The organism is Arthrobacter ulcerisalmonis (genome assembly GCF_900609065.1).
GTDB classification, from domain to species: domain Bacteria; phylum Actinomycetota; class Actinomycetes; order Actinomycetales; family Micrococcaceae; genus Arthrobacter; species Arthrobacter ulcerisalmonis.
Map to the genome: position 1 here is coordinate 51,192 of NZ_UXAU01000035.1, position 22,760 is coordinate 73,951.

Annotated in this window: 10 protein-coding genes; all 10 read right to left on the minus strand. The window is 66.3% G+C overall.

Translation table 11 applies throughout. The features are described from left to right. Positions 1-68: 68 nt before the first annotated feature. The 10 genes from PSET11_RS11925 to PSET11_RS11970 all read right to left on the minus strand — a co-directional run bounded on the left by PSET11_RS11925 (position 69) and on the right by PSET11_RS11970 (position 22,683). Positions 69-4,514 carry a type VII secretion EssC family protein gene (locus tag PSET11_RS11925; RefSeq protein ID WP_124092541.1) on the minus strand — a complete coding sequence of 1,482 codons (4,446 nt, stop codon included), beginning with the start codon at positions 4,512-4,514 and terminating at the stop codon, positions 69-71. Next, positions 4,511-5,215, minus strand: coding sequence for a hypothetical protein (locus PSET11_RS11930; protein WP_124092542.1), 705 nt, complete (start codon positions 5,213-5,215; stop codon positions 4,511-4,513). The genes PSET11_RS11925 and PSET11_RS11930 overlap by 4 nt, the downstream gene beginning before the upstream one ends. A 65-nt stretch (positions 5,216-5,280) precedes the next feature. Further along, complete coding sequence (locus PSET11_RS11935) at positions 5,281-6,975, minus strand: serine/threonine-protein kinase (RefSeq protein ID WP_124092543.1); 1,695 nt, start codon at positions 6,973-6,975, stop codon at positions 5,281-5,283. Then, on the minus strand, positions 6,972-8,921 hold the full coding sequence (locus PSET11_RS11940) for an FHA domain-containing protein (RefSeq protein ID WP_124092544.1): 1,950 nt from the start codon (positions 8,919-8,921) through the stop codon (positions 6,972-6,974). The genes PSET11_RS11935 and PSET11_RS11940 overlap by 4 nt, the downstream gene beginning before the upstream one ends. Then, positions 8,908-9,900 (minus strand): PP2C family protein-serine/threonine phosphatase, encoded by a 993-nt coding sequence (locus tag PSET11_RS11945; RefSeq protein ID WP_124092545.1) that lies wholly within the window; start codon positions 9,898-9,900, stop codon positions 8,908-8,910. Before PSET11_RS11945 ends, PSET11_RS11940 begins: the two co-directional genes overlap by 14 nt. Further along, positions 9,897-11,171 (minus strand): RDD family protein, encoded by a 1,275-nt coding sequence (locus tag PSET11_RS11950; RefSeq protein ID WP_124092573.1) that lies wholly within the window; start codon positions 11,169-11,171, stop codon positions 9,897-9,899. Before PSET11_RS11950 ends, PSET11_RS11945 begins: the two co-directional genes overlap by 4 nt. Positions 11,172-11,479: 308 nt before the next feature. After that, positions 11,480-14,131 carry a transglutaminase TgpA family protein gene (locus PSET11_RS11955; RefSeq protein WP_124092546.1) on the minus strand — a complete coding sequence of 884 codons (2,652 nt, stop codon included), beginning with the start codon at positions 14,129-14,131 and terminating at the stop codon, positions 11,480-11,482. Further along, positions 14,128-15,459 carry a DUF58 domain-containing protein gene (locus PSET11_RS11960; protein ID WP_124092547.1) on the minus strand — a complete coding sequence of 444 codons (1,332 nt, stop codon included), beginning with the start codon at positions 15,457-15,459 and terminating at the stop codon, positions 14,128-14,130. The genes PSET11_RS11955 and PSET11_RS11960 overlap by 4 nt, the downstream gene beginning before the upstream one ends. 53 nt (positions 15,460-15,512) lie before the next feature. Next, positions 15,513-16,484, minus strand: coding sequence for an AAA family ATPase (locus PSET11_RS11965; protein ID WP_124092548.1), 972 nt, complete (start codon positions 16,482-16,484; stop codon positions 15,513-15,515). Between the two features lie 73 nt (positions 16,485-16,557). Further along, on the minus strand, positions 16,558-22,683 hold the full coding sequence (locus PSET11_RS11970) for an Ig-like domain-containing protein (RefSeq protein WP_124092549.1): 6,126 nt from the start codon (positions 22,681-22,683) through the stop codon (positions 16,558-16,560). Positions 22,684-22,760 lie beyond the last annotated feature (77 nt).

A 22,760-nucleotide genomic window follows, 5' to 3' on the forward strand; every position in this document is an offset into this window, starting at 1 on the left:
GTAGTCTGCTACACCCGCCCAGACCCCGCAACTCCTGATGTCCCCGTGGCCAGCCTGGCCACGGGGAATCAAGCCTTGTTTTCGGGCGGCAACGCCACTTGGATTTTGCGGACTTTTCCGCGTCCCACCACGTAGCCCCGGCCTGGGATGAAGCCACCGGACACCCTGCCGAGCGAGGTATTCAGGAGGCTGTCGCCCTCGATATCGCCGGGGTTCAGGAGCAGGCCGCGCCGGCCCGACTTGAACGGTTGCGCCAACTGCCAGGCGGAAGACCAAGTGGACGATTCGGACTCGCCCACCACCCATTGCTCCGCCTTGATCGCCGATGTCACCAGCTGCGCCACTCCGGATTCTGCGAGAGTGTCGGTGAAGTCGGTGAGGCCCTCAACGAAGATCGCCAGCTTTCCGGGATTCTCGGTGGCGTACTCGGACAACTCGTCAGTGGCGTCGGCAACATCGTCCGGGCCCACCAGGGAGCGGTTCCAGACTGCCAGGCCTGCCACCGCTGTGCGCCGGGACCCCAGGTAAATGATCTCGATCTGCGGGTTAGCCCGTCGCAAGGCATACGCCAGGGTGACCAGGGCTACCGTCCGGCCGGAGCCAGGCGGGCCAGCCAGCAGCAGCGGGCCCTTGGCCAGCAGCTCTGCCGGTTGGAGGGTTTCGTCGTCGACGCCGATAACCGGCTGGTCTGGTGCGCCGGTGGGCAACACATCGAGGTCCACTTGTTCGGGCAACTGCTCGATCCCCGGCGCCTGTTCGAACCCTTGCCGGAGCATGGCGTCACTGAGCTTATGCACTTCCCGGGCCTGGAGCGCCAGGTTGGCGTTTCCACCCAGCACTGCCAACTGGACTTCGAGCCCATCCAACAATCCGCGCCCTGGCGGCGATGCCGCCGTCAGGACGTCCCGCGGCACATCCATGGAGATGTAGTCGTCTTCGGAGGAGAGCCGGAGCACCAGCCGGCGTTGGATGGAAGCGAGGAGTGAGGTGGGAACGGAGTTGGGCCGGTCGCCGGACACCACCAAGTGGATCCCCAGCGTGCGGCCGTCCGTTGCCAACTGCAGGAAGATATCCCACAGTGCCGAGAGACGGCTGTGCTCATAGGCTTCCCGGAAGGCTGACATGCCGTCCACCAGTACGAAGATGCGTTTCTCTTCCGGCCGGTTGGCCAGCTTCCGGTACTCCCCGATGGTGGAGGCACGGACCTCGGCGAAGCGTGCCGAGCGCTGCTCCGCTTCGTCCCGCAGCATGCGCAGCAGCCTGCCCACCCGCTCCACGTCATCGCCATTTATCACTTGGCCTACGTGCGGCAACTCCTCCAGCATCCGCAGCCCTGAGGAGCCGCAGTCAATGCCGTAGACCTGCACGGGACCACCGCGCGGCGTGACGGCCGCAGCAATCGCTATCCCCCGCAAGGCCGCCGACTTGCCGGACCCACCGGTACCGTAGATGGCCATGTTGCCGTCTCGGTCCGGCTCGTAAAACACTGTTGGCTGCTCCTGCCGCGCGGGCACGTCTGCCACACCGAGGAGGAGCTGCTCATCGGTCCGCGGGTTGGGCAACTTGGAGAAGTCATAGGTGGTGGCCAGCTCGTCCAGCCAAGGTTTCCGAGGCGCAGCGATGTCCAGCGAATCTGCGGCCCGGACAATGTTGGCAGTCATCCGGGCAATATCGTTGGGGCCAGCGGGTTCTTCGACCTGTGGCTTGTCCGGTGCCGGCGCTTCCCAGCTTTGGCCGGACCCGAACGCCATCTCCACAATGTCGATCTGCGGCCGTTGCGGCTTCTCTGTGGTCCAGCCGCCGGCGTAGCCGGTCTGGAACCCCTGGATCCTGCCTGGCCCGGTTTTCGCGGCACCGCGGCCAGGGATGGCAGGGTCGAAGTACGCTGCGTCCGGCACGCCCAGGATGTCCGCGGCGTCGTCCTCGTCAGCCATCCGCAACGCCACGCGCAGGTTGGTGTTGGCGCGCAGACTGTCCTTAATGACACCGGCGGGGCGCTGGGTGGCGAGGATCAGGTGCAGGCCCAGCGAACGGCCGCGGGCCGCCACATCCACCACCCCGTCCACGAATTCGGGTACCTCGCTGGCCAGTGCGGCAAACTCGTCCACGATGATGATCAGGTACGGCGGCGCCTCAGGATCTGCCTCGCGCTGCATGGCGAGCAGGTCCTTGGCCTTCTTCCGGTTCAGCAGGTGCTCGCGGTAGTGCAGCTCGGCCCGCAATGAGGTGAGGGCACGCCGGACCAAGTGCGGTGAAAGGTCGGTGACCAGGCCCACCGTGTGCGGGAGACTGATGCAGTCGGCAAACGCGGCGCCGCCCTTGTAGTCAACAAACAGGAAGCTCACCCGGTCTGGGCTGTAGGCGGCAGCCATGCCCATCACCCAGGACTGGAGGAACTCGGACTTACCGGCACCAGTGGTACCACCCACCAGGGCGTGCGGTCCCTCGTTCTTCAGGTCAAGGTAGAGCGGTTCCACACCCTTGGAACCCACCAGGGCGCGGAGGGTACCGTTGTCCTTCCGATTGGCTACGGCCGTTGCGTGGACGGAGTTGTTCTCGGTCCACCGATCGGCCACGGCCTGCGGGTTGTCCAGGAAGTCCTTGCCGATCAAGGTGGCGTAGGAGACCGCGCGGGGTAGGTCGGAGTCGTCGTCCACCGGCTGGCCCACGTCCACCACCGGAGTCATCATGCGGGCCAACTGGCCCGCAAGCTCGGCGTCGACGCTTTCGCAGCTGACGGGATACGTGTGCCTGCCCAGGCGGACCTGGCCAGTGGTGGTGCCGTGGTCGCCATCCACCACCATGAAGTCCCGGCACACCGCGGGGAGAGCCTGGATGTCGGTGGCAATCCAGAGCACGTGTACGCCGCAGTCGGGACCGCGTTCGGCGAGCCGGGTCAGTCTGCCACGATCCACGGGGGCGTCGTCCTCGATGATGACCAGCACGGCTGGCAGGACCGGGTTGGGAACCTCCACCTTGGCGGGGTCCAGCTGCGGGCGCAGTTCAGGCCCTGTCCGCTTGGCGGCTTTCTCGCGGGCGGAAACCAGGTCTTCGAGCCTGGCCAGCAACGATGCTCCACCGGCGGAGCCTGCGGCCAGGTGGTCACCGGTCAATGGGCTGTGTCCGGACCCGGCGTGGGGCAGCCACTGAAGCCAGTTCCAACGCTCCCGCGATTGGGCGGAAGTGATGGCGGTCAGCACCACTTCAGCAGGAGAGTGCAACCCCACCAGCTGCAGGACAATCCCGCGGGCCACGTCATCCACCAGTCCGCGGGCGCCGGCGATGCCCAGCGCCCCCGAGGTGCGGAACTGCGAGACTACCGGTACGCCCTCAATGTCCTTGAACTGCTTGAGGCAGTCCTGGATTTCGCGGGCGAACTGGACCTCGGTGTCGTTATTCGCGGGCTCTTCCAGCCGGACCCTCGATGGCGCGGTGCCCAGGCCAAAGCGGAGGCCCAAGAACCAGGCGTGCTCGGGCCGATGCGTCCACAGCAGCGGGCCTAACTTATAGATCGCGTCAACCGTGTCGCTGACGGACGGGGCCTCCTGCAGCCGCACGGCCCGCTCCACCTTCTGCAATTCAGTGATGTCCGCCCGGAACGCAGCCATCGCGGCCCGGAAATGCTTGAGGCCTTCCTTGACCTGCTTCTTGGTGCGCATCTTCTGATCCACATAGTGTCCCAGGATGAAGATGGGCATCATCAGCATGAACAGGACTGACAGCGGATTGTTGGTGACGGCAAAGATGATGGCGCCCATCATCAGCGGCGCAATCAGCATAATGTAGGGGAAAGGCTGGTCCTCGGGCCGTTTAGGGCCCGCCGGCACCACACGTTTGGGTTCCTCGAAGCGCGGTACCACCCGCGGGGACCTGTTGAAGTCCACCAGCGGCGAGGTTGGCGCTGCCGCATGGCTGTGCCCCAACGGCACCACGGTGAGAGTGGTGTCTCCGAGGGTGACGGTGTCCGAGGAGTTCAGCGTGGCACGGGTGACGGCCAGCCCATCCATGAGCAAGCCGTTGGCGGAGTTGGTATCCACAATCTCCACGCCGTCGCCCACGGTGATCCGGGCGTGGCGTTTAGATGTCAACGGGTCCGTGAGGCGGATGTCCACGTCCCGGTCCCGGCCCACGTAACTGGTGCCGATCGGCAGCGAAAATTCGCGGCCGACGTCGGGCCCGGACAGGACGCGCAGGGTCGCCGCCGCAGGTCCCCGGGACGTCCCCGGCACGTGGAACTGGCTGCTGACCTGCGTCAACGAGACAACCGAGCCTGGCCGCAGCCCCGATTCGAGCAGGTTATCGTCGCGGCTAAGGATATTGCCGCTCATGCCGGCGCCCACGAAGGCCTCGTCGATACGCAACGACAGATTATCCGGTGCCGGGGTCCCCTTCCGGTCTGGGTCGGCGGCCCAGAGGACCGCGGCAATGTCGGCTACGGTGGCCAGGCCGTCAACAGTGACAGCAAGGTCTTTGGTTTCTGCCGGGTCGCGGCGGAGGGTCAGGCGAATCCTCATCCTTCGTCGACGCCCCTCATCTGCTCCAGGAGGTGCAGGTCATCGGCGGTCACCAGATGCGACGTGACAGCGTGTTCCACGAGCCTGGCCCGTCGGTTGGTGGCAAGCTTGCCACCGCCGCCACGGAGCCCCACCACTCCCACCCGGTCGAGTTTGTCGCAGACGTTGTCGAGCTTGCGGTTGAACCGGGTCAGCGCCCAGCCCAGGGTCTTGGCCGCCGCGGCCGAGGAGGGAATGGCGCTGAATCCTGTTCCTTCCCGCCGGAGCATTGGCTCAGCCAACGCCACGATCAGGGCCTTCTGGGAGTCCGTAAACACGACGGGGCCGATGGTAGTGTCACCGTTGCTGTCGCCGTCCCTGGACTCCTGCCGGAACGAAGGAGTCCGCAGGTGCACGGCGAATTCGTAGGTGGTGGGCCCTGCGGTGAAGATGATGTTGGTGTGGCTGAAGACCAGCGGAATGCGGGCGCCCGGCGCCAGCCAGGCCTGCATTCCGCCGGACGCGTCAGCCACCGTTGCGGAGAGCATGCCGCCCACGTTGCTGAGCCACCAGATGCCGGCGTAGCGCGCCACCTGCAGGAACTGCCGGTGCAGGTACGGATTGTCATCCACTTCCAGGTCGCCCTCGCGGCCTATATTGAAAACGTCTTCGTCAGACGGTTCGTACCATTCCCCGCAGAAATCTATTGCCAGATCCCCCATGTTCTGCCTCCTTTAGGGCTTAATGCTTGTCGTTGCCACGCGCGTTGGGTGCTGCTGAGAATGCCTCACGGGCCAATGCAGGCGATCGAATCAGGCTCCAGCGGCGAGGACGCCCCGTCGCTGCGGACGATCATCACCTGGACACACGTTTGTCCGGAGGGGTTCGGCGCCACCCGAACCGGTGATGCCTGCGCGGCCTGGAATTCGCCGCCGCCACCGATCGTGTAGACCTTCCACTTGTAGGAGTCCCCCGATTTGGGCTGCGGATTCTCCCAGCTGAAGTCGATCTGGCCGTTGGCTGCCACCACGCCCTTGAGATTCTCGACGTCGGGCACCGTGCCGTTGTCCAGGGCGTCTGCCGGTGGCTTGGACGGCTCCTGACTGACAGTCTTGGCCGGGACCGAGGCTGCGTTGGCCATCACGATGCCCACCACCGCGGCGACTGCCAGCACCGTCCCGCCCGTGATGCCCAGCCACAGATTGCGTTTGCCGTGCTCCTGTCCAGCCGTGGCGCGCTGTCCAGCGGCAGGTCGGAGGACGGTTGATTCGTCGGCCGGAGCACCCGGGTGGCTGCCGGCGGCATGGACTGCCGGCGGTGCGGCGAACAGGTCCCCAGGCACCTGCGGTGCCGCCGCTGCGGCCGCCTCCGCAGCCGGTGTGGGCAGCCACGGGGTGGCGGGCGGAGCGGGAACGCGCGACGCCGGACCGTTGGTACCAGCAGTGCCTGCACCGGCGTCGTACGTCCCCGGGCGCTGGTTGGCTGTGGTGGGCCGGGTCCGCGCCGGGAACGTGGGGGCGCTGCCCGTGCGTTCGGGGTCGATGCTGGCGATGCTGCGGACGCGAGTCTCCTCGGCCCCATCGTCAGGGTGCTGCTCTTCGAGGTGCGGTTCATCCACCACTTCGAAGGGAGTGACGGAGAGGTTCAGTTCGGCCTGGATCCGCTGCAGCGCCAACGCGAACGCGTGGGCGGACGAGTAGCGGGACGCCGGTGTCTTGGCCATGGCGGTGGCCAGGGCCAGCTCCAACGATTCCGGTACATCGGCCCGGCCAAGGCGCGGCAACGTCATGGAACTGATCCTGCTGATCAGTTCGCGCTGGGAGTTGTCCGCCCCCGGCATCACGAACGGGGAGCGGCCGGCCAGCAGGGTGTAGAGGGTGGCACCCAGGGCCCAGACGTCCACCCTGATGCCGTCGACGCTGCCGTCGGTGAACTGTTCGGGCGGCGACCAGGGAATGGACATGCCGGAGTCGTCGTCGGTGTCATCCGCCAGCGTGCCGGAGATGCCGAAGTCGGTGAGGGCCGGTCGGTTGTAGTCGGTGACCAGGATGTTGGCGGGCTTGATGTCGCGGTGCACAATGCCTGCGCGGTGTGCGGTTTCCACGGCAGAGGCCACCTGGATTCCCACGGCGAGCACCTCGTCGACGCTGAAACGCTGGCGCCGGTACCGCACGTCCAGGCTGGGCCGGGAGCAGTACTCCATGGCCAGGTAGGAGTGCCCGGCGGCGGTCACCTCAGCTTCGTAGATGGTGACAATGTAGGGGTGCGAGGACAGTTGGGCCATCAGGTTGGCCTCGGACTCGAACCGGCGGCGGGCGCCCTCGGTCTTCAGGTCCGAGAGCAGCACCTTGACGGCCACCTTGCGGCGCGGCCGGTCCTGTTCGTAAAGGTAGACGTCGGAGAAGCCGCCGGACCCCAGCAGGCTGATGTAGTTGAACCCCGGAATTAAGGGGGGCGGCGCGATGGGCCGTTTGGAACTCAAAGAATCTCCTCAAAACGCAACGAGATGCCCTCGCCCAGCTCGGCGATATCGCCGTCCAAAAGGATGGCCATCTCGTTCTGAGCCAGCCGACGCGGCGGCTGGCCTTCGCGCACCAGCACGGTGCCGTTGGTGGCTTTCAGGTCGCACAGCATGACGTGCCAGCCCTCCAGGCGAACCTCCACATGCGACCGGGAAATATCACCCTCAGGACTGGCTACCTGCACCAGCTTGGGCATGCCGGCGCCCTGGACCCGCGACACCGAGGGGTGCCGGCCAACAATCAGCGACTGGTCCAGGTCCACCAGTTCGCCGGTCGAGACCCGCATCCGGCCAAGGCGTGGCCGCGCCACTTGGATGGCGTCGGGCAGCAGCGCGGCGCCGCAGGCAGCGCACTGTGAACGGGTGGGTGGGTTGGCGTGGCGTTGGGCACAGACGCGGGCCAGGACCACGGGGCCCTTGCCGGGATCAGCTGGCGAGGCTGCCCCGCCCGGCCCGGACGACGACGACGGCGCTGCTGAGTCCTTGAGGCTGCTCTTCATCACAGTCTGGCCATCATGGTCACCGAAGTCTTCCGCGGCCGCATCGGTTGCCGGGCTGTCAGGGGCGACTACGACACCGATGCTGGCCGCCGGTTTGGGTGCGCTGGGTGCACTGGAAGTATCCGGCGTTTTCGTCGGCGCGGCGGACCCGGTGCGCCATGGCACGGAGTCGATCAGGAGGCCGGCCGGCTTGGCGGCCACAGGCGCGGCTGCAGCCGTCTCCGCGGAAGTGGGGAGGTTGCGGTTGTTGTCCGGTGCTGGAACGTCCTTGGCGTGCGCCTGGTCGGGGTTCGAGTCCTGCTCCGGGGCCTCTGCTGCCGGCTCTTGGTTCGTGGCCGGATCTGGGGCTGTGGCCGGCTCGGCGTCGGGGTCCTCGCGTACGGCGGCGTCTTCGATGTTCCGCATCACCGTCCGTTCCCACAGGTGGTCATAGGAACTGGTGAACTCGCTGGCCGGGGCTTCATCGCCGGCCGGGGAATCGGCAGGTTCTTCGTCTGGCGCTGCCACAGGTTCGGCTGAGGAAGCTACTTCTTCAGCAGTGCCATTCGCCGACGGTTCAGCGTCCTGGCCCGCAGACGCGATGGTCTGGCCGTCCGAGGCTTCCGGCTCTGCGGCAAGTCCGTGGTCCGGCATGATGGTGATGCCCAGATCTGCTGCTTCCTCGGAAACGTCCCCGTCCTGGACGGGGTCTGTAGCCGGGAGCGGGATGGCGGCAGCAACTGCCTGGCCTGCCGCGTCCGGGTCCTGGGGCGCCTCAGCTTCATCTCCGGTGGTTCCCTCCTGAGACGGCGCGGCCGAAGGGACCTGTACTGCGTGGGTCAGGGTGGGCGCGTTGGGCTCTGGCACCACGGCGGCCGCTACGCTCTGGGGCGTTGCAGCTGCAGGGAGCACGCTGCCGGGAAGAACAGCCGGAACCAAAACAGGACCGCCGATTCCGGCAGCGGAGTCGGCCTCTGCGGGCACGCCGGAAAGGGTCAGGGTCAGAGAACGAAGCAGCACCACGCCTTCCACCAGGGGAAGCTCGGCAACGTCTGTGGCCTCAACGTCGGAAATAGTCAGCTGGCAACGCTCGGCGCCCTCGAACCTGCGTTCGTTCCAGGTGGTGACGTCCCGGCCATCAAGGTCAACAGTTCCCTGCGATGACTGGACAGCCAGGTCCAACGGGCCACGCAGGAAGACCCGGAGCGGACCGGTGAAGTCCACAATGCCGAAGGCGGGGATGTCAGCTAACGATCCGCCCGCACTGCCCGTGACGGCGTGCAGGATCTCGTGGACCTGGGGTCGCTTTGCGAGCAGGTCCCAGAGGGCAGCCGCAAGTCCGGTGGGCGCGTCCGGGCCCAGGACTACTGCCGTCTTCGCCCGGACAACGCCTACCCAGGCGCCCGGCTGGTAGCTAGCTGCGCTCATTGTCCACGGCTCCCTCGGTCGCGTCGGCGTCACGTGCGACGGCGTCGCTGTCAACAGAACGGTCATCCTCGCTGTCTGCGGCCGCAGCCTGCTGGACCTGGTGCGGGAGCGGCGCAGTGGTGGCGTGGGGTGACTGCGAGCGCGGCAGGGTGTTTTCGTCCTCGGCGTCGGCGCCCCGGCGCGGCGCAGTGGTGGCAACGCCGGCGTCGTTCATGACATTTTTTGCGTCCACCACAATGACCGTGATGTTGTCGCGTCCGCCGCTGCGCAGTGCCGCCTGGATGAGGGCGTCCACGCACTCCTGCGGGCTGCCGGCAGTGGCGAGCAACCGGAAGATATGTTCGTCCGACAGTTCGCCGTTGAGCCCATCAGAGCAGACCAGAACGCGATCTCCCTCTTCGACGGGCAGCAGCCAGAAGTCGGCTTCCGTTTCGTCCCCGGTTCCCAGGGCGCGGGTCACCACGTGCCGGCGCGGGTGGACGGTGGCCTGTAGCGCGGTGATCTGGCCGGCGTCCACGAGTTCCTGGACCTCGGAGTGGTCCACGCTGATCTGGTCGAAGCGGCCCTGGCTGAGTCGGTAGGTCCGCGAATCGCCGATGTTCATGACCAGCCAATACGGCATGCCCATTTGCTCCACCACCACCGCACCGGTCAACGTGGTGCCGGCCCTGGCGCCGGTAGCTTCGCGGATGGCGGTGTCGGCGCGGACCAGGTACTGCTGCAGGATGGCAGCCGTGACGCTGCGCTCCCCCGTGGCAAGCTGCGGAATGGCAGCCAAAGCGCGGACACACATGCCACTGGCAATTTCGCCTGCCTCGTGGCCGCCCATACCGTCGGCCACGGCGAACACGGGGTCCGACGCAATAAACGAATCCTCGTTCAGTTCGCGGCGGAGTCCCCGGTCCGTGCCGTAGCCGTAGTTCAGGCTGAGGCCGGAACCCTGCCTTGTGGCGGAAACGCTGGCGGGCTGTTGGTTCATGCCTGTCCTAGGTAAAAGGTCCGGTCACCGAAGTGAATGGTGGATCCCGGGGTGACAAAGGTGGGGACGCCGGGGGCCAAGGCGTCGCGCCGGCCGTCCGGAGTGGTGACGGCACTGCCGTTCGTGGAGTTCCGGTCGGTCACCCAGATGCCGGCGCCGTCGCTGAGGAGGTGAAGGTGGGTTTTGGAAATGGATCGGCCGGGATCGTCGACGGCGAGAAGTTGGGCGTGCTGTTCGCCCGCCTGGCCCACGGGGTTCCGTCCCACCAAGACGCTGCGGTCCAGCTGGAAGTCTCGGCCGTCGTCGAGCCGCACGCGCAGCACGGCAACGGGTGCCGGGACCGCGGTTCCGGGGCGAATGTGGGTGCGTTCCACATCATCGTCAGGGTGGCTGGGTGGTTGCGCTGGTGCAGCAGCCGCTGGAACCACGACGGCGGGCGGCGCCGAAAAGGTGGGGGTCACGAACGTGGGTGGCACGGCGGGTGCGGGCGCTGGCGCGGAAGCGGCGGCCGACGTCGGGATCCCTGCCGAAGCGGCAGCAGGAGCGGCAGCACCGGGTACGACAGGAGGTGAGGCCGGCGCCGGCGCCGAGCTGGCCGCGTTCGCTGCCGGGCGGAAGCCGGCCACGGGCGACAGGACCTGCTGCACCGGCGGCAGGTCCATTGGGGCGAAACTGTAGGGTCCCTGGATGCCACCGCTGGTGATGGGATCGCGCCCTGCCTTGACGTCGAAGACCAGCGTCTTGGCAGCCGAATCGTGCCAGCCGCGGAGCCCGCCTTCCTTGTCCCACCGGCTGGACACCACCACCAGGATGGCCCAGATGGCAGCTACCAGCAGCAACGGTCCCAGGATAAACAAGGCAACGCCGAACCACTGGAAAATCAGCACCAGGACGCTGGCGATCAGGGCCAGGATGACGCCGGCGCCGGTGATCAGGCCGCGGAGGAAAACGGCGCCGGCCCCGGGTGCATAGCCGTCGGCGTCGGCACTGCGGATGCCCAGCAGGATGTTGCCAAGGGTCTTGCCGGTGCGCGCCTCAAGACCCAGCAGCACCGCGGCATAGATGATGGTCACGCCCACGCCGATGCCACCGAAGAGGACCACGGAACCGGTGTCGTACACAATGAAACCGCCGCTGCGGGTTCTGGTGATCCCGGCAAAGCCGATGCTGAAGGTCACGGCCAGGACAGCGAGCGGGAAGAGCCAGTCCAGCACGGCAGCACCCAGCCGCTTGCCCGCCGTAGCCGGTACAAGCTGAAGGTTCACTGCCATCCGGGTTCCTCCCCCTAGAGCGGCGCCATGAGGTGCGCCGGGTCCGCTGGCACCACCGCGCGGTGACGGCGATACTGCGCCCCCGGCAAAGCCCGGGAGCGTTTCCACTACCGGGATAGTACCGGGAATCCCGGCACCGTGCGGCGCGGGGGCCGCCGGTTGGCCGGGCAGCGCGGCCCCGGCACCCAGGTCCTGGTTGCGGACGCTCCGGGCCGCACGGTTGGGCAGGGGCACCCCGCAGGCGGTGCAAAAGGTAGCCCCGGCCCGCACCACCTGGTGGCAGCGCGGGCACTGTTCGGTGGGCGCGGTCATGGACCCTCCGGCGGGGACGACGGCGGATCCGCAGGCCGCTCCGGATCGGCCGACGACGGCGGCGCAGGAGGTTGCTGCGGCTCGGCTGGCCGCTTCGGTTCGGCCTGCTCCTGCGCGGAAGGCTGCGGTGACGCTGCTGTCACTTCCTGGGATGGCTTTGCGGCGGGGGCTTTGGCTACGCCCGGCAGGGACAGTCGCAGGCTGCGCCCGTTGAGCGCCGTCCGGGCGTCAGAGAGGAGGGACCTGGGTGAGAACCTGGCTTGTTGCCGACGCCAGAAACCCACGGTCCCAGTCATTTCCTTCAGCGACCCGTCAACGATCTTCCAGTACTCTGCAACCTCTGCTTCGCTGGGCGAACCAGCACCGAAGATGGCGGCGTCGGCGCGCCGGGCAAGCAACGTGGTGGCGCTGCTGCTGCCCGGGAAGGCGTCTGCCAGGACGACGGCGCTTTCCCGGCGCGTGGACCGGGTGTCCACTGCGGCACCCATGTCGGTGGCCAGGCTGACCACCTCGCTCCACCCGCCGCCTACCCGCTGCGCGGGGTGACCGGCGCTGAACCGTGACTTCCGTCGTCGTGATTTCAGCAGTGCCACCAACAGCAGCGGCAACGCAATGATCAGCAGCGGAATGGCAGCGATCCCCAGGGCGCTCAGGAGGGCGCCCCAGAACAACCAGGGGTTGTCCTTCTTCTGGTCGGCGTCCAACGCATCCGGTGAGGAATCCGGCGGGAGGTCCGCTGGCTCCTGCGGTGGCGGCGGCGGCTGCAGGACCTGCGGCTTGGGCTTGGACTTGTTTTCCGGGTCAGGTGGGATGGGGATGTTGTCTTTCGGCGGGGTGGGGTCGAAGCTGACCCAGCCCACGCGCTCGAATGCTACTTCCACCCAGGCGTGCACGTTCTTGCCGGTGATTTTGACCTCACCGGCACCGTTTTCCGGGCTGGTGGGATCAGGGTAGAAGCCCATCACCACGCGGGAGGGAATTCCCAGGTGGCGCAGCATCAGGGACATGGCCACCGCGTACTGCTCGTCATCACCCAACATCTGTTTGGCCGTGAGGAGGCTCCGGATGCGGGCGGCACCGTGGCCGGAGACGCTGGGCAGCTGCCCATCGCTGACCAAGCCGTTGCTGAACGCCCCCGTTTTCTGGAAATGCGCTTCGATCTGCCTGACCCTGTCGATCGCCGTGGGCGCGTCGGCTGACAGGTCGTTGGCCTGGGAACCCACCACGGGCGGAACCTCGGCGGTGTCGGGCAGGTTGAGCCGAGCGAAGTCGTATTGGGTGAGCTGACCGTGCTCCAGTTTGACAGGTTCGGAGACCTGGACGCTGTAGGAGTCGCCGCGGGAGAGCCCGTTGGTGGTGACGGCGGTGTCCGTCCCGGCGTTGAAGTAGAGCCCGGCCGCCGCTGCCGCCGCGTCCTGGTCGAAGCTCAAGCCGGTGGTGGTCCGGCCGCCGGGCACGAAGAAGCCCTGGTAGTCCTCGATGCTGATGTCGATTTCGTAGTCCTTGGTGGGGACTACGCCTCGAGTGTCGGCCAGGGTGTTGATGGACTGGGAATCGCCAACCTTGCTGAAACTACCTGAGCCGTTGGGGTCCATGGTGTAGTTGGTGCCGTTGTAGGAGTCCAGCGCGCCCAACCGGACCCTGCTGTCCCGAGGCAGCCCCTTGACCACGAACAGGGTGTCGTCCTTTTGGTCTTTGACGTAGGTTCGGAAGCTGGCCAACGGCGTGATGTAGGCCTTGGGGTCGAATGGCGGCACCACCACATTGCGGAGCACTTTTCTGTCATCCGCGGCGGTGATGAGTGGCGAGGCGAGGGCTGTGACCCCCACGCTGACGGCGATGACGCCTGCCGCGAGGCCCAGCCGCTGCAACCTGGCGCGCTGGGCGGTGCCGGCGTCCACCTGCGGGTTATTGACGGCCACCCGGCGGGTGCTGCTCTGGCGGAGCACGTCCCGGCGGAAGGTAGCCCAAGCGATACCCAGGACTGTCAGGCCGATGCCACGTTCCAGGGTCAGGAAGGCAGCGTTGGTGCTGAAGGCGATACCGGTGACAAACAGGACCAGGACGGGCAGGAGCGGGAAGTACGGGCTCCGCGTCCGCCACGTGAGGATGCCGGCGGCCAGCGCGGTGATGAGCGCACTCAGGAACGGCACGATGAGGACACCGCCGGCAGTTCCAACGGGCACGCCGACGGTGAGCATGTCCTTCCAGGCGAAGACGACACCCAGGAGCAGGGTCCGGAGCGAATCAAGGGTGGGAACAAAACCAGCAATCGCGGCGTCTGGAACGGCCAATACCGTGCCGAAGACCAGGTAGGCCGCCAGGGCAAGGGCTGTGGTGATCAGCAGGCCCAGCCTGAGATGAGCGTTGAAAGCCCCGATTCCCAGCCCAAGGATGATGCCACCGAATCCTGAAATCAGGTAGTAGGCATCGCCACCGAAGCTGAGGCCGAAGCCCAGCAGGCCCAGCCCGAGCAGGACGGTGAGGGCGCCGGCGTCGAGCAGGAAGTGCCACAGCGGCTGGCCGGAAGCGAAGCCGGACTCCTGCTGTCCTGCCGTCTTGCGGCGGGCACGGACGGGTTGCGGGGCGGCGAAGCCCTTGGCAGGTGCGGTCTTGCGGCGGGGCCGCTTGCCGGGTGCGGAGCTCATGCTGCCGCCTTTCTCAGCATGATGGCCAGATCGGACAGGTCGCCCAGCGTGAGGACGGTGAGGTCAGCAATGTTGGCACGGGCGGGAGCGGCGCCTTCGTCGATCCGGATGGCGAGGCTGCGGACGCCCATGGGCACGGAGGCCGCCGCGGAGCGGAGCTGGGTGGGGGTCACGTTGCTGCCCACCACGAAAAACACCACAGAGGCGTTGGGGACGGTATCTGCCAGGCTGCGGGCGAGGTCGACGGCGGTGCGGCGCATGGGTGCGCCTACGATCCTGGTCATGTCGTCCAGCATGTTGCGGCCGGTTTCGCAGCGCAGCGGACCCTTTTGGGTCAGGACGTCCAGCTCGCGTTGTTCCCGGATGGCCTGCCGGCCGATGGACGCCGCGGCGGAGATGGCCATTTCGAATTCCTGGTCGCTGGCGTATTCCTCGGTGTTGATGGACAGCGAGATGGCCAGGTGGGCCCGGCGGGTCTCCTCGAACTGGCGGACCATGAGCTTGTTGGTCCGGGCCGTGGTTTTCCAGTGGATGTGCCGGCGGTCATCGCCCGGAACATAGTCCCGCAGGGCGTGGAAGGAGACGTCGGCGCTGGAAAGGTCGGTGGTGGGCATGCCTTCAAGGTCCCGGATGAACCCAGCGGCGGAGCCTGCCAAGGCCACCGTCCGGGGATGCACAAACAGGTCCTCGGGTTCGGTCCACAGGACCTGGCGGCGGAGCAGGTGCAGCGGGTCGGCGCGCACGGAGCGGACCGGACCCACCACGATCACGGCGCGCCGGGCCGTGGGAATGGTGAACAGGTCCTCGTGAACCTGCTGCGGCTTCATCCGGGGCAGGTGGAAAATGGCTGTGGCGTTGCCGACGGGCAGTTCCAGGGCTGCCGGCAGCAGCGGCCGCGCCGAGGTATTGGACACGGCAATGCTTCCCACCGCGTTGTCCCCCACCGCCACCCGGGTGCGGGCCAGGTCAAGGACCACACCGTAGGACGATCGGCCCAGGATGAATGCCACCGCCACCGCAAACAGCACAAAAGCGGCGATGGCTGCGGCCTTGGCTTCCTGCCAGCCGAAGGACTGCCCGGTGATCCAGAGCAGCAGTGAAGCGGCCAGCACCGACCAGCCCAGGACGCTGACGACGGACAGGACCGGCCAGGGGTACTTGAACCAGAAGTACCGAACGGATTTCCAAGCCGGTGCCGCGGCCAAGGCTGCCGTGTTCGTGGCTTCTGCCCACACTGCGGACGGATGCAGGGCGGTGGGGCGGCCGTTCTTGATGAAAGGCCGCTTCAGGCGCTCTGCGAGCCTGGTCAACGGGGTGCCGCTGGACATATGTGTTGCCTTCGTTTTGCTGGGTCTAGTGCTGTCGGGAGGTGTAGGAAGGGTCAGGCGTTGGTGCGCTGTTGTGGCGCTGCCACGTCCGCAAGAATCCGCGTCAGGACGGCTTCGGCGGTGGCGCCGGAGAACTCGGCCTCGGCGTCCATCACGAAGCGGTGGGTCCACACCACGGCGGCCAACTCCTTGATGTCATCCGGCAGGACAAAGTTACGGCCCTGGGCGGCAGCCCACACCTTGGCTGCCCGGACCATGGCCAGTGCACCGCGGACGGACACACCCAACCGGGTCTCCGGGGCGCTGCGGGTCTCTTCGCAGAGCCGGGAGATGTATTCCAGCACGGCGGTGTCCACGTGGACAGTGGTGGCCAGGTCGGCCATGTCAGCGACGGCGGCGGTGGTAATGACCGGAGTGAGGTCCTGTGAGCGGTCCTTGAGGTTGTTGCCGCCCAGGAGCCGCACCGTGGAGGCGTGGTCAGGGTAGCCGATGGAGGTCTTCATCAGGAAGCGGTCCAGCTGAGCCTCGGGCAACCGGTAAGTACCGGCCTGCTCGATCGGGTTCTGGGTTGCCAACACCATGAAGGGCCGGCCGGCGGAGTGGGTCACGCCGTCCACCGTCACCCGGGACTCTTCCATGACTTCCAGGAGCGCAGACTGGGTCTTGGGTGAGGCCCGGTTGATCTCGTCGGCCAGGACGATGTTGTTGAAGATGGGTCCCTTGTGGAACTCGAACTTCTGCGTCTTCTGGTCGTAGATGGTCACACCGGTGACGTCAGAGGGCAGCAGGTCGGGAGTGAACTGGATGCGGTTGTTGGAGCCCTGCACGGTGGCGGCCAACGCGCGGGCCAGGGAGGTCTTACCCGTTCCCGGCGCGTCTTCGAAGAGGATGTGCCCCTCGGCAAGCATCGCTGTGAACGTGAGCCGGATGACGTGTTCCTTGCCCAGAACGGCCTGGCCCACGTTGGCAACCAGCTTTTCGAACGTGTCGGCAAACCATTCGGCCTGCTCTGTGGTCATGGTCATGGTGATTCCTTCTTCTGCTGTGTCAGGGGATTCTAGGGTGGGGCCGGTTGGCCGATCCGGGACGTGCTGGAGGTTATCTGTTGGGCATGCCGTTGGGCGGGTTGCAGCCAAGATTGGAGGTGTCGCAGCGGAGCCAGTTACCGGCCGCTGGACCGGACGTCAAGTGGTACCAGATGCCGCTCGGGTTGTTAGACGTCTTGTACCAGACCTGGTACCTGTCCGACTTCGATCCGACGTTCGCGTCCAGCCACTTGCCCTCGCCCACGCACGACGACGGGTTGCCGTCTCGGAAGCTGTCCGTTCCCTTGCGGGGTTCGGTGCAGCTGCGGACGGGGCTGGCCGTGATGCCCCACGAGTCGGGCACAGGCGGAGGCGGCTCCGCACCACTACGGGACGTATCGCTGCCGATCCGGCCCGGCTGGCCGCCGCTGATGGCCCGCACCCGGAGCGTAAGGGTCTCGCTGAAACCAACCGTCTTCGAGAACGAGCGCTGGTCGGTGTCCTGCCAGCCGCCGCCATCAAGGCTGTACTGGTAGCCCGTGACAGCGCGGCCGTTTCCGTCCGGCTGGTTCCAGGTCCAAGACACTGTCTTGTCGCCCACGCCGCTGCTCTTGCTGCCGTTCACGTTCGGAGCAAAGGCCAGGCCGTAAGGATTGACCTGGTTGGACGGAGCGCTGGCGTCTCCGGCGGTGGAACTTCTCGAGGAGACGGCCCAGACCACCACCGAGGTGGGCGTGCCATTTGCGGCGGCAACAGTACCCCCGCCGGCATTGATGGCTCCACTGCTTCCACCCGAGGTCAGGCTGTATCTGTACGTGATTTCCTGCGCGGTGGAACCATTGCGCTGGGCGTCAGACAGAGGAGTAAATCGGATGTCGATCTTTCCGCCTGCTCCACCGGTGTCCACAAGCGTCGCCGTCGGTGCGCCGACGATGCCGGGCTTTCCTACCGCACGAATCGCCGCCGACTGGGCACTGGTGGCACTAATTCCCGCTTTGTTGGTGGCCGCCACCGTGAAGGTGTAGTTGGCCTCGGAGTTGTCCACTGTGACGTTTTGCGATGTGCCGGCCACTTGCTGGGTGGCTACCGCCGCACCGCCCCGGAGGGTGGTGAGAGTGTAGGCCTTTACGTCGTCACCGTTGTTGTTCGGTGCAGTCCAGCTGACCTTGAGCTGGCTCTGCGGACCCAAGGGCGCTGCCTGGGCGGCCGTGGGTGCAGCCGGGGTGGCAGGCACACCAGCCGGTACTTCAGCTGCAGAGTATGGGCTCCACTCGGACGGCTCCTTGGCGTCGTTGCGTGCCAGGACACGGACCTTATAGGACACGCCGTTCGTGAGGCCCTTCCAGACGTAGCTGACAGCCGTCAGGTTCTGGATCTGGGCGTTCTGTCCGGCCGGTGCCGGCGAAATTTCAAGATCATAGCTCTTGACCGGGGAGCCCTTGCCGGCAGGAGCAACCCAGTAGACGGCGAGTTCCTTGTCCCCGAACTTGAGCCCCGGCGCCAGCGGAGTATCCGGCTTGACGTCCGGCCGCACCTCGGCCGAGGCCGGCGACCTGTCGGAGTCGCCGAACTCGTTGGTGGCGGTGACCTGGAAGTGGTACTTCGTGTTGTTGATCAGCCCGTTCAGCGTGCAGGTATTGGCGGGACAGTCCTGCTGGAACCCGCCCTCGCCGTACACGGTGTACTTGGTGATGGGTGAGCCGCGGTCAGCAGGTGCCGTCCAGTTCAGCAGTGCGGTCCGGTCCCCTACGCTTTGGGCCTGCGGCGTCGTAGGGGCCGCGGGCGCGTCCTTTACGGTGAGCCGAACGCGGGCCGTGGCATGCCTCGAGGCGTCCTGGGTCTTGTCCTCCACAGTGTAGGTGACCACCATGGTCCCCGTGAATCCGGGAGCGGGCGTCACCGTCACAGAGTCGCCGTTCACTTCCACGTTGCCGTTTCCAGTCTCGGCGCCCGCGGCGATGATCTTCAGCGCTGTCTCGGGGAACGGATTAACGTCGTTGGCCAGGACGTTGATGGTGACGGGTTTGCCGGCCGCGGCGTTGGGTTCAACGTCGTCGTTGGCTACCGGTTTGGGCCGGTTGGATGCCGTCACGGACAGCTGGAACGTAGCAGTCGCTTCAAGGCCGCGCGGGTCCTTGGCCTTGACCTGAACGGCACCAGCTGTACCGGCCCGGCTGGAGTCAGCCGCAGAGACTTTGAGGCTCTTGCCGTCGACGCTCACATTAAACCCGGCCGGCACGCCGTCGAGAAGCTCGTACTTCATGTTCTCGACATCGTCCCCGTCCGGGTCCGAGGTGAGCTTCCCCAGGTCGATGCTCGTCGAGTCGCCCATCGGCACTTCGACGTTCGACCCCAAGAGCTCGGGCGGGTTGTTCTTGTTGGGATCCGGGAGGACCTTGGTGCGAATGCTGAGCGTCGCCTTCAGGCCGGCGGGGTCGTCGGGTCCGGATCCGTCAGTAACCTCAAAGGTCAACGAGCCCGGCCCCACGTAATCGGTGCCAGCCGTGTATTTCAGGCCGGTTCCGTCACCGGTAATCGGGTTGCTGCCATCAGCTCCGATGAGTTTGATCTTGTCGGCCTGCGTCAGCCGTGGCGAGCGGCCCTCGCGGACCTTGACCCATTCGGCCAGGTCCACGGTGATGGACTGACCGGCAACCACCTCAATGACATCGTCCTTGGCCAGGGTTGGCACCTGCTGGCCGATACCGGGGACCCAGATGATCGCCGTCGAGCGTTGCCCGTCGACGTCCTCAACCGTGTAGGGAATGAGCTGCGGACCTTCGGTGAGATCCACCACCACATTGCCTTCGGTGCCAGGCCGGGCCGCGGGGTTGTCAGTGGTGACCACCAGGTTCTCGCCGACACCGTCCGGGTCCTCATCGTTCTTGAGGACCGGCACGTCAACGGCGGTCTTGCCCATGGTCTGGGCGGAGGTGACGCGGTCGTCCCGGGCGATCGGCGCCTTGAGCGGCACCTCTCTGTCGACAATCACGCGGATGGTGGCCTGTGCACTCGCGTCCCGGTCATCGCTGACCGTGTAGCGGACGTTGACGGTGCCCTCTTCCTGGGGCGCGGTCAAGAGCACCCTGCCGCTGGTCTTGCTGACGGACGCCTGCAGCGCAGGGTCAGCCTCAAGGCCGTCGGTCCGGATCCGGATGGTGTCGCCGTCAGGGTCGGTGTCGTTCTTGGTTGCGTCGACGGCAATCTGCCGCCCGGGCCGGACCCGCACCTCGTCATCAACCGGGGTGGGGTTCTGGTTGATGTCGCTCCGCGGAGCGATGCCCACAGTGACGGTCCCGGTGTTGACGGCACCTTGACGGTCCACCACCTTGTAACGGAAAGCATCCGTGCCTGCGCCGTCGCCGGCGGCGGTGAAGTCGATGAAGTTGCTGCCCACCGTGGCGGTACCCAGTGCGGGAGAGCTGTCAATACCGGTGAGCTGGACAGAATCACCATCGGGATCAATGCCATCCAATGGAACCGGGATCCGGACCGTGCCACCGGCAACCACCCGGGCAGTCAGGTTCTGCGGCTGCGGGCGCGAGTTCTGCGCTCCCTCAAGCGGGAGGATATGAATGGTGATGGCTGCTGCGCTCTTTTGGCCCTGCGGGTCCACGGCGTTGTAGATGGCGCGGACTGTCTTGGGCTGGGCGCCGGCGAGGAACCGGACGGTGTTTTCCGAGACGAAGCTCTTGCCATCGGCGGGATCCACGCCCTGCGGCAGGACCGGGTCCACGGAAAGTTCCTGGCCCTGTGGGTGGGTGTCGTTGTCGAGCACCGGAATGGTCACCACATCGTTAACGCGGACATTCACCTCGTCCGGCTTGGGCTGAGGTGCTTCCACCACGGCCGGTGCCGGAACGGGTACCACGGAGACGGAGCCGGTGGCCGACTTCTTGCCGTTGGACATGGTGTATTCGAAGAGGATCGGGTCCTTGGTTCCCAGGATGTCCGTGATGCGCAGGACGCTGTGGTCGATCACGCTGACCGAGATGGTCGCGTTGTCCGGCAGCTTCACGGATTGCAGCACCAGGACGCCGCCGGAGGGATCGGAGTCATTGGCGAGCGGGTCCAGCAGGACGCTGCCGCCAGTGGGCATCAAGGCGACGTCGTGCACGGCCACGGGATCGCCGGCGTCGTTCCCGGATTCCACGTCGACACGGATCAGGCCCTGGCTGCTTTGCGGGCCGTTGCTGGCAATGTACGTCAAGTAGACCGGGCCCGGTGTACTGCTGCGGAAGGTAAAAGTGCCGCCATCCGTCACGGGGCCGACGTCGGCGGGACCGTTGGCCTCAACCTGGGCCAGGCGCAATGCGCCGCCATTGGGGTCCACATCGTTTTTCAGCGGCGAGATGACCAGGTCTTGCCCCACGACGGCGGTGACGTGGTCGGCGTTGACAACGGGCGCGAGGGCACCGGGCGGTTGGACGTTGATGACCACCTTTCCCTGCACGGTGTCGCGGCCATCCCAGATGGTCACCTCAACGTTCTTTTTCCCGGCGGTGGCGCCGGAATCCTGGAAGGTAAGCAGGCCGTCGCGGCGGACCTTCACTTGGTCCTGGTCATTGTCGGCCTTGGCGTCGAGCAGCACCAGGTCGTCGCCGTCGGGGTCGACCCAGTCCGTGAGGATGTTCTGGCTCACGGTCTTGCCCTGTTCCACCAGCATGGTGGTGGTGTTGTCGCCGCGTTTGAACTGCGGCGGTTTGTTCTGGTCCGGCGCAACCACGGTGAGGGTTACCTGTCCGGTGGCGGAAAGACCTCGCCCGTCAGAGGCTGAATAGCTGAAAGTCTCCGTTCCCGGCTTAGCATCGCCAGGCACGGAGATCTGGAAGGCGGTACCGCCGTAGATACTTTCCAGCGTGCCGGCCTTCGGCGGATTGCCCTGGACTGCGGCGGTGAGGACATCGCCGTCGGGATCCGAGTCGTTGTCCAGGACGCTAAGAATGGTGGTCCGGCCGGGGCGCACGCCCACAGCATCGGGCTTGGTTTCCGGCGGCCGGTTGGGCTTGGTGCGGTCCGGGAGCACGTTGATGGTGTTGTTGTCCGCGGACTCTTCGTCTTGTTCGTCCGACTCGTTCTTGGGCGGGACAACGTCGTCCCAGTTGTTGACCAACTGCATGTTCTGGTTCACCAGCCACACGTTGCCGGAGTTGACATCGTTGAGGACCACCAGGTCACGGTTTACGCGGAAAACGTACGACGGCGACGCGCTCGCCTTGGGCACGGCCACGTTCTTGTCATCAACGTCATTGACGCAATCCCGGACATACTTGTTGGCGCCGGACCAGGCTGCGTGCACGCAGCCGCCCAACTGGACCGGGGCTGCCGGGACACCTTCGCCGTCGAACGTGACGGTCTTGGCGGTGCCACCACCCAGCGGCTGCTTCAGCAACGCTTTCGGCGTCGAGATAGCCACAAAGTCGCTGGCAGGGCCGCTCTGCTGGAGCTTGGCGTTGCCAGCGTCCGCGAGCTGCAGCCGTTTGCCGCCCGGTAGGAAGAGATTACCAGCGGCGGCGTCCAGGACCACGGGCTGGTCCCCCACCACTGTCAGTTGCAGATCGCCTGCGTCTTTGAGGTCATTCCATGTACTGGAATCGGTGGACACCACTGCACCGTTGGCGTCGACACTCGTCACCGTCACCACGCCCGTGGCGGGGTCCGCGGAGTAGATCCGGTCGTCGGTGCCCACGGCGGAGACCGTCCCCTCTGACCCCACCAGGACGGGCTCCACGGATTCTTCGTCAAACCCGTTCACGGTGGACGGCGATGCAGCCCAGACCTTGCCGGACGCAGCGTCGGTCACCGAAATTACCTGGGCACCGAAACTCACGTCAGCGGCACCGGGCAGCTGCTTGTCGCCACCCAGGCGCATGTTGGCCGGCGATACCTGGTTCAGCGTTGAACCGGCCTCGTCATCGACAAACACATCGCCCGAATGCTGAAGGATGTCAAAGGTAGAGGATGCCGGTGTCACGGCGCCGTCAAGCACGCGGGACGGATAGTTCAAGCGCCCCACTGCGTTCTTGGACTTGGACACCACCCAGACGCCGCCGTCATTGAGCTCGACCTCGGCGGTCTTGAACCCCGGGTAGATAATGGCGCCGGTTACCAGCACGGCTGTGGCGGCGGCAAGTGCCGTGCCCGCAACGGCTTTCTTGTGGCGGCGTTTTAGGCCGAGCTTCGCCAGCAGAGATGTCACAGAGGTGTTCCTTCGTTCGGGCAGCCGGCCCAGATGTGGCACGTCCGAAGCCCCCCAGCGGGGCCCGCGTTCGGGGC